Genomic DNA, 12877 nt, shown 5'->3' with positions numbered 1-12877 from the left:
ACGTCCCGTACCCCGCGCCGCTCGGCTACCCGGCCGGGGCCGACCGCCCCCGCTGCCCCGCCAGCACCCCCAGGCCGATCACCAGCCACACCGCCCCCACCACCTGGGCCGCCCCGGCCGCCTCCGCGATGACCGCCACCGTGATCACCGCTCCCGCCACCGGCACCACGACGTGCCGCCACCAGCTCATCCGCTCCCGGCGCCGCACGAAATAGCCCACCACGCTCGCGTGCAGCAGCGTGAACGCGGACAGCGCGCCGATGTCGACCACCGACACCAGCCGGTCCAGCCCGTCGTCCCGCCGTGCCGCCCAGCCCGCGGCGAGCAGCGTGACGACGGCCGCGCACAGCAGGGCGACCCGCGGCACGCCGGCATCCGTCCGGGACAGCACGCGCGGCAGCCGCCGGTCGCGGCCCATGGCGAACAGCAGGCGGCCCGCCGCGGCCTGCCCCGCGAGCGCCGCGAACGCCGCCCCGATCGCCTTGCTCGCGGCCACCAGGTCGTGCAGCCACGTGCCGACGGAGCCGTCCACCGCGTCGTAGAACGCCGAACCCTGCCTCCCGGGATCCCGCGCCAGCTGCGCCGACGTCGTCGGCTCCAGCAGGGCCACCAGGTACGTCTGCGCCACGAACAGCACCCCGGCCAGCGCCAGGCAGAACAGCAGCGCCCGCGCCACCTTCTCCGACCCCCCGGTGACCTCCTCGGCGAACGTCGCGATCGCGTCGAAGCCGAGGTAGGACAGGACCGCCACGGACACCCCGCCGATCACCGCGGACAGCGCGAAGGGGCCCTGCGTGCCGTCGCCCGACAGCGGCGAGAGCACACCCCGCTCCGCTCCCTGCCGGGCCAGCACCACGATCGCCGAGGCCACGAACACCAGCAGGACCACGATCTCCATCGCCAGGACGAGGAGGCCCACGCGCGCGGCGGCCCGTACGCCCCACAGGTTCAGCAGCGTGGTGACGGCCACGGCCAGCGCCGTCCACACCCACCGGGAGACCTCGGGGACCAGCGCGTTCATCGCGATCCCGGAGAAGAGGTAGGCCACCGCGGGGATCAGCACGTAGTCGAGCATCGCCATCCAGCCGGCCACGAACCCGGCCCCCGGGCCGAGTCCGGCGCGCGCGTAGGCGAACACCGACCCCGCCTGCGGGACGACCCGGACCATCTGCGCGTAGCTGAGTGCGGTGAACCCCATGGCTACCGTGGCCACCACGTACACCAGCGCCACCGCGCCGTGGGACCGGGCGTCCAGCGTCCCGAAGACACCGACCGGTGCCATCGGGGCGATGAACAGCAGGCCGTAGACGACCAGGTCCCGCGGGCCGAGGCCGCGCCGCAGCCGGTGCCGCTCCCCGGCCGCGCAGGCAGTCGTTCCGGTGTCGGACATACGCCCCAGTCTTCCCGTGGGGCGGCGGGCGGGCGATCTCAAGGCCGCCGGACGCGGCCTTACGATGGGACGCATGACCGCTTCGTCTGGCCGCCGTGTCCTGCTCGCCGCCCCCCGGGGCTACTGCGCCGGTGTGGACCGCGCCGTGATCGCCGTCGAGAAAGCCCTGGAGCAGTACGGGGCCCCGATCTACGTCCGGCACGAGATCGTCCACAACAAGTACGTCGTGCAGACCCTGGAGAAGAAGGGCGCCGTCTTCGTCGAGCGGACGGAGGAGGTGCCGCCGGGCAACATCGTGATGTTCTCGGCGCACGGCGTGGCCCCCGTGGTGCACGAGGAGGCCAGGCAGGGCCGGCTCGCCACCATCGACGCCACCTGCCCCCTGGTCACCAAGGTCCACAAGGAGGCCGTCCGGTACGCCAAGGAGGACTACGACATCCTCCTGATCGGGCACGAGGGCCACGAGGAGGTCATCGGCACCTCCGGCGAGGCCCCCGACCACATCCAGCTGGTCGACGGCCCCGGCGACGTCGACAAGGTGGAGGTCCGCGACCCGTCGAAGGTCGTCTGGCTCTCCCAGACCACGCTCTCGGTGGACGAGACCATGGAGACCGTCGACGCCCTGAAGACGAAGTTCCCGGGTCTCGTCTCCCCGCCCAGCGACGACATCTGCTACGCCACGCAGAACCGGCAGCTGGCCGTGAAGCAGATGGGCGCCGAGGCGGAGCTGGTCATCGTCGTCGGCTCGCGCAACTCCTCCAACTCCAAGCGGCTGGTCGAGGTCGCCAAGATCGCCGGTGCCCGCGAGGCCTACCTGGTGGACTTCGCCGCCGAGATCGACGAGGCGTGGCTGGAGGGCGTGACCACCGTGGGCGTCACCTCGGGTGCCTCCGTGCCCGAGGTGCTGGTCGAGCAGGTCCTGGAGTGGCTCGCCGAGCGCGGCTACGCGGACGTGGAGATCGTCAAGGCCGCCGAGGAGTCCATCACCTTCTCGCTGCCCAAGGAGCTCCGCCGCGACCTGCGCGACGAGGCCGCCACCCTGGTCGCCGAGCGCGGCGGGAGCGGTACGCCGCAGGCGTGACCGTCAGTGGTACGTCGTAACGTGGAGCCATGCAGATCTTCGGCGTGGACATCGGCGGATCCGGGATCAAGGGCGCTCCGGTCGACCTGGACGAGGGCGGCCTCGCCCAGGAGCGCTGCAAGGTGCTCACCCCGCACCCGGCGACGCCCGACGGCGTGGCCGACGGGGTCAAGCAGGTCGTGGACCACTTCGGCTGGACCGGCCCGGTCGGCCTGACCTTCCCCGGGGTGGTCACCGGCGGCGCCATGGTCCGTACGGCGGCGAACGTCGATCCGAGCTGGATCGACACGGACGCGCGCGCGTTGTTCAGCGACAGACTCGGCGGGCTCCCGGTGACCGTGGTGAACGACGCGGACGCGGCGGGCGTCGCCGAGATGCGGTTCGGCGCCGGCCGGGACCGCAAGGGCACGGTCGTCCTGCTCACCTTCGGCACCGGCATCGGCAGCGCCGTCTTCGTGGACGGCGCCCTGCTGCCGAACACCGAGCTGGGCCACCTGGAGCTGAACGGCCAGGACGCGGAGAAACGGGCCTCCAGCAAGGCCAAGGAGGACCACGACCTCAGCTGGGAGCAGTGGGCGCGGCGCGTGCGCAAGTACCTGGCGCACGTGGAGATGCTGTTCTCGCCGGAGCTGTTCATCATCGGCGGCGGAGTCAGCCGCAAGGCGGACAAGTTCCTCCACTTCATCGAGGGCATCAAGGCCGAGATCGTCCCCGCGCAGCTCCAGAACAACGCGGGGATCGTCGGCGCGGCGATGCGGGCGGCCCAGCGCACCTGACGGCACGGGCCCGGCGGGTCCGAGGGCGCGGGCTCCGCCCTCGCCGCAGCTGTACAGCAGTGCCCCGGTGTACAGCCAGTGCCGGTGTACAGCCAGTGCCCCGGGGGTCAGCCTCTCCGGCGGCGCTGCCGTACCCACCGCACCCGGCGTACGAGGACGATGAGCCCGGCGGCGAGCGTCCCCCCGTACAGCCAGCCCGCCTGGGTGGCCAGCCCCGTGAACAGGGCCATCAGGCTGCCGGCGAGCCCCCCGCTGCCGTCGGCCACGGGCAGCAGTCCCACCGCGAAGGCGATCGGCACCACCACGGGCGCGGTCAGCACGTCCCCCGCGCGGACCCACACCGCCGTGAGCACGCACACCAGCAGGAACAGCATCCCGTACAGCGTCAGGGAGGCCCCGAGGAAGAGCTGGTCCAGGTAGCCGAGCACGAACATCGCCGCCACGCAGAACAGCCCGCTGCCCAGCCCGGTGAGCCTCGGGTTGGGCAGCCGCCCGGCCGCTTCGCCGGATCGGATCCGCCGGCCCGCGGCCACCGGCCGCGCCGTGCCCGGGGCGGGCGGCCGCTCACCGCGCGGCCGGCGCCGGGTCTGCGGCGGCAGTGGGGCCGGCGGCTGCCGGCCCCGTCGCGGTCCGTCGTTCGGAGGTCCCGTCCTGTGTTGCTCCATTGGACCAACTTAGGTCTGCTTATGTGCTCAATCAGCCCTCAGACACGCCGAGGCGGGGCGCTCGGCCGGGCGTACGGCCGTTCCGTGAGCCCGGTGGACGGGACGCCGTAAACTGGGGGATCGGCCAGTGTCGGTCTCTGGCCCCTGGCAGCCCCCTGGCCCACTCATCTACGGGAAGTCGCAACGTGTCGCTCACGATCGGAATCGTCGGCCTGCCCAACGTCGGCAAGTCGACCCTGTTCAACGCCCTGACCAAGAACGACGTGCTGGCGGCCAACTACCCGTTCGCCACGATCGAGCCGAACGTCGGCGTGGTGGGCGTGCCGGACGCCCGTCTCGCCAAGCTGGCCTCGATCTTCAAGTCGGAGCGCATCCTCCCGGCCACGGTCGACTTCGTCGACATCGCCGGCATCGTGCGGGGTGCCTCCGAGGGCGAGGGCCTGGGCAACAAGTTCCTCGCGAACATCCGTGAGTCCGACGCGATCTGCCAGGTCATCCGGGCCTTCAAGGACGAGAACGTCGTCCATGTCGACGGCAAGGTCTCGCCGAAGGACGACATCGAGACGATCAACACCGAGCTGATCCTGGCCGACCTCCAGACGATCGAGAAGGTGCTGCCCCGCCTCCAGAAGGAGTCGCGGATCAAGAAGGACATCGCGCCCAAGGTCAAGGCCGTCGAGGAGGCCAAGGAGATCCTGGAGAAGGGCGAGACGCTCTTCACGCACGGCATCGTCCAGGGCAGCGAGCGCGCCGAGCTGCTGCACGACCTGCACCTGCTCACCACCAAGCCCTTCCTCTACGTCTTCAACGTGGATGAGGAGGAGCTGACCGACGAGGACTTCAAGAACGAGCAGCGCTCCCTGGTCGCCCCCGCCGAGGCGATCTTCCTGAACGCCAAGCTGGAGGCCGACCTCGCCGAGCTGGACGAGGAGGAGGCCCTGGAGCTCCTCCAGTCCGTCGGCCAGGACGAGCCCGGCCTCGCCACCCTCGCCCGCGTCGGCTTCGACACCCTCGGCCTCCAGACCTACCTGACGGCCGGCCCCAAGGAGTCCCGCGCCTGGACGATCAAGAAGGGTGCGACGGCCCCCGAGGCGGCCGGTGTCATCCACACCGACTTCCAGAAGGGCTTCATCAAGGCCGAGGTCATCTCCTTCGAGGACCTCGTGGAAACCGGCTCGGTCGCCGAGGCCCGCGCCAAGGGCAAGGCCCGCATGGAGGGCAAGGACTACGTGATGCAGGACGGCGACGTGGTGGAGTTCCGCTTCAACGTCTAATACGTTCGGCGAAAGGCCGTCTGACCTGCGGCGGAGCGGGTTGGGCGGCCTTTGCGGTCCGCACAGAGTCCGCAGCGAGCTGACTTCGGTCAGCGCGCGGGGGAGCGGCTACGCCGCTTCGTCGACCTGTGGCTGGGCATCGGCGGACTGGTCCGCGTACGCCTTGTCGACGGCGGCCCGGGTTCGCTCCTCGGAGTCGGGCCACAAGTGGGTGTAGATGTTCAGCGTCATGGCCGCGTTGGTGTGGCCGAGACGTTCGGAGACCGTCTTCACGGACTCGCCGTGCTTGATCAGCAGGCTGGCGTAGTGGTGCCGGAGGGCATGGGGTCCGGGTCCTTCGGTATGCCGGCCTTGGCACAGGCGGGCCGCCAGGACCCGTCCATGAAGTGCGTGTAGACCACGGGCCCGCCTTGCGGCGCCGTGAAGATCCAGCCCTCGGGCCCATCGGCGGGGAAGTCCCGCAGGTGGGCCTTCATCGCATCCACCGCCATGCGGGGGAGCGGGACCGTGCGGTGCGAACGAGCGGTCTTGGGCGGGCAGACGTACACGCCGTGCTTGGCGGTCTGCTGGACCTGCTGCTCGACCGAGACGGCCGCGTGCAGCAGGTCCACGTGCCGGAGCTGGAGGCCGAAGAGCTCGCCGGGGCGGAGCCCGGTGGCAGCGCCGAGCAGCACGAGGCCCTTGTATCGGGCGGGTATCGCCTCGGACAGCGTCCGCACCTGCTCGACAGCCAGCGGCACGATCTTCTTCCGCGGCACCGAGGGCAGCTTCGCCTCGGCGCACGGGTTGTGGGGGATCATCCGGTCACGGACAGCCGCCCGGAAGACGGCGTTGACCGTGTTGAAGACCGTCCGTGAGGTGCTGGCGGCCAGCCCGTGCGTGGTGGTCAGGCTGGCGACCCAGCTCTGTACGTCGCCCGGCTTAATGGCGCCGAGCGCCCGCTTCTCCCAGGCCGGGTAGACGTAGCAGCGCAGGTGCTGGGCCACTGCCTTGGCCGCGGAAGGGCCCTACGTACAGGTCTCGGCCACGTCGACGGCCAGACCGAGGCGCTCCTCCACATCACCCACGCCCGCGCCTACGCCGCCACCGACGAGAACCCGTCGGCCGCACGCGCCCTGCTCGCCGCCGAAGACGCACTCCTACGAGACGACGGCCCTCAGCCCAGCTACTCCCGCGTCAGCGGCCCCGCCGCCGGCACCGTGGCCAGCCACACCGCCCGCACCCTGACCGACCTCGCCGACCACATCGGCACCGAACAGCAGCACCGAGACGCCCTCACCCGCTGGGACCCCGAGAAGTACAAGCGCGTTCACGCCCTCACCCACGCCGACCTCGGCGACAGCCTCGCCGCCCAGGCCCGCGCCGACGAAGCCGTTGCCGCCTGGACCCAGGCCCTCGTCCTCATGGAAGGCATGACCTCCGACCGGACCCGGAAGGCGATCACCTCGATCCGCTCCACGCTCGCGGCCTACCAGCGCCGCCGCGTTCCCGGCGCCGCCGATCTCGCCCGCCGCGCCCGCGAGGCACTCGCCTAACATGCCCAACAACCCGCCCGACGAAGGGAACACCGTGGCCCAACAGACCGACGACCGCTCGCAAGCCCTCAAGCCGGCGCTCGAATCGATGACCCTGCTGGTCGCGGCCGTCATCGTCCACGACAAGGCCACCAACCGCGTTGTCCTCCTCCAGCGCAGCGAGAATGCCAAGTTCGCCCAGGGCATGTGGGACCTCCCCGTCGGCAAGAGCGAACCGGGCGAACCGATCACCGAGACGGCCGTCCGCGAGCTGTACGAGGAGACCGGCCTCACGGTGAAGCCCGAGTCCCTCAAGGTGGCCCACATCATCCACGGCGCCTGGGGCGTGGAGGCCCCCAACGGCTTCCTAACGGTCGTCTTCGCCGCCCATGAATGGACCGGCGAACCCGAAAACCGCGAACCCCGCAAGCACTTCCAGGTCCGCTGGGTCGACGCCAACGCCATCCCCGAGGCGTTCGTGGATACCACGGCCAGCGCCCTCCACCACTACCTGAATCACGGTTCGGAAGTCTCGCTGGACGGCTGGTCGGCAGCGTGAGCATCACGCTGCTCCACCTCATACCCAAGGACCCGCACTTTTCGCCTGCGCCGGCTGCGAGCGAGGCTGCGCAGGCCCGGCTACAGCAACTGGTTCCTGAAGCGTTGGGTGGTTACGAAGTTTGGGACATCCCCGGCACAGCCTTCATCGACCCGGGGGAGAACTGGTGCGGTGTTCGGTGCCCCGTGTGCAGCTCCGACATCCAAGACTGGTGGGGCAACACGATGGACACGGCAGCCCTTCCGGACGGCTATTTCGACTCACTGGCCGTGACGGTGCCCTGTTGCTCTGCCCAGACGGACTTGAACGCCCTCGACTACGTCTGGGCTGCGGGTTTCGCCAGGTACAGCCTCGTAACCACAGATCCAGAATGCGAGCTGCCGCTACCGCCAGCCAGCGTCCAGGCGCTGGAGGACCTCCTGGGCACGGACCTGCGGCAGGTCATCGCCCGGTACTGACCTCAAGCGCTGGCTTCGCTATGCGGGGCCGCTCGGAAACAGAAGCTCGTACGGCAGATGATCGTCGTCCGGTACGCGCGGCACGTAGTCCGGGGCCGTACGTGCGGCCACAGCCAGCAGGCGAGCGGCAGCCTCCTCCTTGGAGATGGAGGCAAGCCCGAGGGCGTGCAGAAGGCGGTCGCGCTCGGCGTCGAAGTCCGGGTGGTCGGCCCGAAGGTCCGAACCGAGCTCGCTGATCGCGAAGCCCTTCGCCAGGTCGCGCCAGAAGGGCAGCACCACGATGAGGGTGATGGCCTCGACGAGGTCGGAGCCGATCAGTGTCGCCTGGCCCTCCGAGTCGGCGTACAGGACGGGCCTTTCCTCGGCCCCGGCTTCCCCGCACAGGAAGTAAGTGCCGCCGGTGCCGCAGCCGGCTATCGGGTGTAGTGGGATCCCGGTGGGAAGGGCAAGGTCCTCGATGGGGTCCCGGCGCTCGATGTCGAAATCGCCAGGCCAGGCGAGCGCGGCAGCAAGGGAAGGCTCCTGCTCGATCCGAAGGAGTAGATCGTCTGGTGGGGTCATGGGCGGAACGTGACAGCTCCCTCGGACGTCTGGTGCGGCTGGCCTGCCGATCGACGCTAAGCGGTGCTGTCAGTAGGGCGTGGCACAGTTCGTCCATGAGCTACGACCTGGCGGTGTGGGAAGGCAGCAAGCCCGCTGACGATGTGATCGCGGGCGAGGTCCTCACCCAGCTGTACGACCGCTACATCGACACGGAGGAAGAGTTTCCACCGTCACCGCTTATCGCGGAGTACGTTGCTGGGCTCTTGGCACGATGGGTAGATCTCACGGAGGACGAGGAGGACACCTCTCCCTGGTCGACGGGGCCGTTGATCGGCGAGGCCTCCGGGCCGTTCATCTACTTCCCGATGCGGTACAGCATGGCCGAGGAGGCTTCGGCCTACGCCGCCGATCTCGCGGCATCGATGGGGCTTGTTTGCTACGACCCGCAGGCTCGGCTGCTGCGGCCGTGACCGCCTTCGGGCCGCTGAGGCTACGGCTGGGTCCAGCCGTTGGCGAAGTCGCAGAGGAGGTCGGTCAATCGGCGCTGTTCGGCAGGGGTGAAGTAGGGAGAGTCCTGGAGGTGCGCAAGGGCCTGGACCCACCGGTCCCAGAGGCCATCAGGCTCCGTGAAGCGGTCGGCGTGGCGTGTGCCGAGGTGGGCGTCGAGGCGGAGCAGGGCGCCCAGGGCTGCGGGCTGGTCGTAGCGGAGGTCGGTGCGGGGGAGGTAGTGGTCGAGGTAGGCGGTGAGGATCTCGGCGTCCGCGTGGGTGCCGAAGCGGGCCAGGGCGAAGCAGTAGGCGCTGCCGGAGAAGCAGAACTCGCTGGCCAGGAGCAGGTCGCCGATGCGTTCGCGGAACGTGTCGCGTCGGCCCACGCCGATCAGCCAGGCGGCGGTGAAGCGTGAGCGCCACTCGTAGCCGAGGAGGGCCTCCAGCTCGGCGTCGGAGATCGTGGCCGCGTCGTCGATGAGGTGACGGGCGAAGCGCTTGGCATGTGGCCACCCGGGCCGCAGGACGCGACCGCTCCTCAGTTCGCGGTAGCGCGGGTGGTCCGAGTCCTTCCTCTTCACATAGCGCTCGATCACGTAGCCGTAGCCGATCTCCTCGGGGTGCTGGAACGGCATCGGTCACCTCTCCGGGTACAGGCCGGTACGGTCGTGCGTGCGCCGAGTTCGGTCGGGGCCGGCGCCGGTCCGGCCGCCTGGACGTTCAGGCCGATTCCTCAGCCGCTCCGGCGAGGGGTGAGCTTGTCGAGGTCCACGCTGATCTCGAAGGGCACCGGGCGCTGGAGGGTGCCCCGGAAGATGCCGGCCGGTGCGTAGGCGCCCGTCGGTCCGTCCAGCTCGTACACGTGCACGACGGCTGCGCCGTCCTCCTCCTCGATGCACCAGTAGTGCGGGATGCCGGCCTCCGCGTACTTGCGGAGCTTGACCGTGCGGTCACGGTGGGCGGACTCGGGCGAGACGACCTCCACGACGAGCTGCACGCGCTCGGGGGCGTACCAGGTGCGGTCGGGGTCGTAGGGCAGGTCCGTCAGCAAGAGGTCCGGCTCGGGGCGGTTGCGGGCATCGAGGCGGATCGTCATCTCCCGCTCGACCTCGACTCCGGCCGGCGCCTGCGCCATGAGCGTCGTGGTCAGGGCAGTGACGAGGCGGCCGTGCCAGGACCGCTGGGGCGACATCATGAATACGAGGGCTCCGTCGATCAGCTCCGTGTGGCGCGGTGCCTCGGGGAGGTGATCCAGGTCCTCCGCGAACCAGCCTTCCGCGCGGGGCGGGCGCATCCAGTCGGGTAGTGCGGTCATGGCTTCACGGTAGCGGCTGCGACCGCGGCGGGCCGGGTGCTCCCCTTGAGCCTCCGGTCCGCGCCTCGCCACGGCCGCGAGTGCCTATGGCGTGGGGACGATGCCTCCGTCCAGCGCGTCATGACGGATGCGTTGCGCCAGGGCGAGCTGTTCGCGCAGCAGCCGCTCGTGTTCGTCCAGCCGCTTCATCGTGTCGGCGATCGCCCGCTGGGCGGCGAGGCTGGGCAGTGGCACGGGCAGCCGACGCAGGACGTCGAGGGAGATGGTCTTCATCTTCATGCTCCCGGTGGAGTGGGCCTCCAGCCAGGTACGCGCCTCGGGACCTCGCAGGTACGCGGCGAAGTAGTCGGCGTCGAGCCCGGCGGGGGGACGCAGCAGGAAGCACCCTGTGCCGCACACCCATCCGTTCTGTTCCTCACGGACGACGGCGGCCCGTCCCAGCTCTCCGCGGCGCGCCAGTACGACATCGCCGGGGCGGAGGTGGAAGCGTTCCAGCTCCGAGGCCTGTCGTTCGCTGATGCGCCGGATGTTCGCCGTGCTGAAGCCACTGCCGGTCAGGTCCTTCGGCATCACCACGGGCACGCCGCCGAGGTCGACGTAGTGGTCGGCGCGGACGAGACTTCCCGACGGTCCCGCGAGCAGCAGGCCCGGGGCTTCGAGCAGCCCGTCCATGGCGCCCTCCAGCAGGCGTCGGAGCGGTACGCGCGGGGCTTCCACCTCGGCGCGCGCCACCCGCTCGCTCCGGTCGAAGCTCTTGCAGAGGCGGGCCGCCTCGCCGGCCGTCGTCTCCGCGCGATCGACCAGTCGGTCGAGCAGGCGGCGGGTGTCCAGTGCCGCGGTCGGCTGCTCCCGGGCGGGCGCCACGTACAGCCGGGGGTCGAGGGGGCAGTCGTCGTTCTCGAAGATCTCGTCGTACGGGACCGAGCAGGAGAATCCGGGCTCGCCGGGGGTCGCCTGGGGAGACCGCAGCCAGGCACGGAACCGGCCGCTGATGCGCTCCCTGTCCGCCGGGCCGAGCTCACACGCCCGGCGCGGAGCCCGCGTGCCGAGTCGGCTCGCGTCGATGAAGAGGACGGACCCGGTTTCACCGGCGGGGACGTGGCGGGACGTGTCACGGGCGAGCAGCCAGAGGTGCACGGGGACCGCAGTGTGGAAGAAGAGATCGGCCGGCAGCGCGACGATGCCGAGCAGCGCACCTGCGGCCACCATCGCCTTGCGGATCTCCGCTGCGCGGCCGCGTGCCGAGGCGGCGCCCGTAGGCATGATCACGGCCGCCTTCCCCCGCTCGCTGAGTCTGGTCCACGCGAGCTGGATCCAGGCGAAGTTCGCATTCGACTCGGGGGGTGGGCCGAAGGGCCAGTCGAAGTGCTCCAGGCCGTGGACGCGCTGGTTGAACGGCGGGTTGCACAGCACCAGTTCGGCCATGCCGGTGCCCGGGCTCCGGAAGAGCGAGCCGGGGTCGGAGGCACTCACCAGGGGCCGGTCGATCCCGTGCAGGGCCAGGTTGAGGATGGCCGGGTCGGGGTTGCGGTGATCCAGGGCGTAACCCTCGAACGAGGCGCCGCCGGCATGACCCTGCTGTGCGATGTGCCGCGCGGCGGCGGCGAGCATCCCCCCGGTGCCGCAGGCGGGGTCGAGTACACGATCACCGGGCTGGGGGGACAGGGACTCCGCGAGCAGTCGCGTGAGCGTGCGCGGGGTGTGGTACTCGCCCGTTCGAGCGGTGCTCTCCGCGGCGTACCGTTCCAGGAGCAGGTCGGCGACCTCTTCGAGCCCGGCCTCCGAGGCAGCGGGGGGCTGTTGGAGCGCGGCGAGGAAGGCCGCCACCCATGGCAGGTTCTCCGCGTCCTTGCCGGCGAACACGCTCTCCGGATTCCAGGGATCGAGAACGGGAAACCGCTCGTGCCTGGACGCGATGAACAGCGCGTCATTCAGGTCCTTGAGCGGTGGATACCCGATGTGGGCCTCCGCAACGGCTCTGGACCACCGTCTGACCAGTTCGTCACCCGGGTCGTGCACGTGGTCGATGAACCTCGCGAGCACCAGGACGGTGAGCATCGCGGTGAGGTCGCGGTCCGTGCTCCGGCCCCGCTGGAAGGGTGCGTACGCCCGCCACAGCCGGTCGACGACCTCTGCGGCGGCGCTGTGGGCATCCGTGTTCTCCACGGAGAACTCCTTACTCGGGGGACTGACGTCGGTCCGCTGATCGCGTACCTGGCTGCCCGCATCAACCGGAGCGCCTTTGCGCAATACTGCTGCGCGATGGCGCGGCGCGCGTGCCGGCACCTCATCGGGTGAACGTCTTCCGTTCGTTCGTCACGAACCTAGCAGCGCGGGCGAGTTGGTGACGGGGTCCGACAACTGTCGCCGTCGAGGCAGTTGTCCGTGCGCAGTCTGTCTGCGCAAAGAACCGTCGCGTACGTGCTGCTTGAAGGGGCCGCGGGTAAGTCGCGGTGCGGGAGCGGGGGTTGTGTGGGAGCCCCGAAGGGTGACTCACGTCACCATCGCCCCAGGCGTGGCGTGCCGAGCGTGCAGGGTGCCGGACGGCTTCGTCGCATGGGCCGGAATGTGCGGGGGTGTCGGGGGGCGGGATCAGTGCGGATTCGGACATGTTCGGATCGTCGGGCCGGGTGCCGGGAGGTCTGCGGGGGGTGCCTGTCGCCGGGCGGGGGCGAGGGGCGGTGCGGGTCGCGGCTGCGGTCGGCCGTGTGTGCGAGGGGTGGGGTTCAGGTCATTCTCCCTGTCATCCATTGACGATTGATTGACCTTCTCTTTACCTTCATTGCGATGGGTGATCATCGCAAATCCATCCCT

At 70.3% G+C, this 12877-nt stretch carries 12 protein-coding genes and 2 pseudogenes; 7 read left to right on the top strand and 7 right to left on the bottom strand.

Annotation, left to right across the window (positions count from 1 at the left end; all coding sequences use genetic code 11):
• Positions 1–25: 25 nt before the first annotated feature.
• Complete coding sequence (locus tag ABZ576_RS22485) at positions 26–1390, bottom strand: APC family permease (RefSeq protein ID WP_360743483.1); 1365 nt, start codon at positions 1388–1390, stop codon at positions 26–28.
• A 64-nt stretch (positions 1391–1454) separates the two neighbouring features.
• Between ABZ576_RS22485 and ABZ576_RS22480 the strand changes: the two genes are divergently transcribed.
• Entirely contained in the window at positions 1455–2471 is a 1017-nt protein-coding gene (locus ABZ576_RS22480; protein ID WP_360743480.1) for a 4-hydroxy-3-methylbut-2-enyl diphosphate reductase, read from the top strand.
• Positions 2472–2500: 29 nt separating this feature from the next.
• Positions 2501–3247, top strand: a complete 747-nt coding sequence (ppgK, locus tag ABZ576_RS22475) for a polyphosphate--glucose phosphotransferase (RefSeq protein ID WP_360743477.1) — start codon at positions 2501–2503, stop codon at positions 3245–3247.
• A gap of 107 nt (positions 3248–3354) precedes the next feature.
• Here the strand turns inward: ppgK and ABZ576_RS22470 are convergent, their stop codons facing one another.
• Positions 3355–3780, bottom strand: a complete 426-nt coding sequence (locus ABZ576_RS22470) for a DUF6542 domain-containing protein (RefSeq protein ID WP_360743474.1) — start codon at positions 3778–3780, stop codon at positions 3355–3357.
• Between the two features lie 317 nt (positions 3781–4097).
• On the opposite strand from ABZ576_RS22470, the gene ychF reads away from it, so the two are divergent.
• Positions 4098–5186 (top strand): redox-regulated ATPase YchF, encoded by a 1089-nt coding sequence (gene ychF / locus ABZ576_RS22465; RefSeq protein ID WP_360743471.1) that lies wholly within the window; start codon positions 4098–4100, stop codon positions 5184–5186.
• Positions 5187–5294: 108 nt separating this feature from the next.
• On the opposite strand, the pseudogene ABZ576_RS22460 reads toward ychF, so the two are convergent.
• Positions 5295–5986 (bottom strand): annotated as a pseudogene (locus ABZ576_RS22460) (site-specific integrase).
• A gap of 204 nt (positions 5987–6190) precedes the next feature.
• Here ABZ576_RS22460 and ABZ576_RS22455 point away from each other — a divergent pair.
• The 3 genes and pseudogenes from ABZ576_RS22455 to ABZ576_RS22445 all read left to right on the top strand — a co-directional run.
• Positions 6191–6721, top strand: a pseudogene (locus ABZ576_RS22455) (tetratricopeptide repeat protein); the annotation flags it as partial.
• A 1-nt stretch (position 6722) separates the two neighbouring features.
• Entirely contained in the window at positions 6723–7259 is a 537-nt protein-coding gene (locus ABZ576_RS22450; protein ID WP_360743468.1) for an NUDIX domain-containing protein, read from the top strand.
• Positions 7256–7717 carry a hypothetical protein gene (locus ABZ576_RS22445; protein ID WP_360743465.1) on the top strand — a complete coding sequence of 154 codons (462 nt, stop codon included), beginning with the start codon at positions 7256–7258 and terminating at the stop codon, positions 7715–7717. The genes ABZ576_RS22450 and ABZ576_RS22445 overlap by 4 nt, the downstream gene beginning before the upstream one ends.
• 18 nt (positions 7718–7735) lie before the next feature.
• Here ABZ576_RS22445 and ABZ576_RS22440 read toward each other — a convergent pair whose 3' ends face one another.
• Positions 7736–8278 (bottom strand): hypothetical protein, encoded by a 543-nt coding sequence (locus ABZ576_RS22440; RefSeq protein ID WP_360743462.1) that lies wholly within the window; start codon positions 8276–8278, stop codon positions 7736–7738.
• 95 nt (positions 8279–8373) lie between these two features.
• Between ABZ576_RS22440 and ABZ576_RS22435 the strand changes: the two genes are divergently transcribed.
• Positions 8374–8730: a hypothetical protein gene (locus tag ABZ576_RS22435; RefSeq protein ID WP_360743459.1), complete on the top strand. Its 357-nt coding sequence runs from the start codon at positions 8374–8376 to the stop codon at positions 8728–8730.
• Between the two features lie 20 nt (positions 8731–8750).
• On the opposite strand, the gene ABZ576_RS22430 is transcribed toward ABZ576_RS22435, so the two are convergent.
• The 3 genes from ABZ576_RS22430 to ABZ576_RS22420 form a co-directional block, all read right to left on the bottom strand.
• Positions 8751–9383 (bottom strand): DUF6000 family protein, encoded by a 633-nt coding sequence (locus tag ABZ576_RS22430; protein ID WP_360743456.1) that lies wholly within the window; start codon positions 9381–9383, stop codon positions 8751–8753.
• 98 nt (positions 9384–9481) lie between these two features.
• The gene (locus tag ABZ576_RS22425; RefSeq protein WP_360743453.1) at positions 9482–10063 is read right to left on the bottom strand and encodes a Uma2 family endonuclease; all 582 of its coding nucleotides are present in this window, start codon (positions 10061–10063) and stop codon (positions 9482–9484) included.
• An 84-nt stretch (positions 10064–10147) separates the two neighbouring features.
• Positions 10148–12229 (bottom strand): N-6 DNA methylase, encoded by a 2082-nt coding sequence (locus ABZ576_RS22420; protein ID WP_360743450.1) that lies wholly within the window; start codon positions 12227–12229, stop codon positions 10148–10150.
• Between the last annotated feature and the right edge of the window lie 648 nt (positions 12230–12877).

It is taken from the genome of Streptomyces sp. NPDC013455, from assembly GCF_040632975.1.
GTDB lineage: Bacteria > Actinomycetota > Actinomycetes > Streptomycetales > Streptomycetaceae > Streptomyces.
The sequence above is the reverse complement of the archived record's forward strand: the minus strand, read 5'-3'. Positions and strand labels throughout refer to the sequence as shown.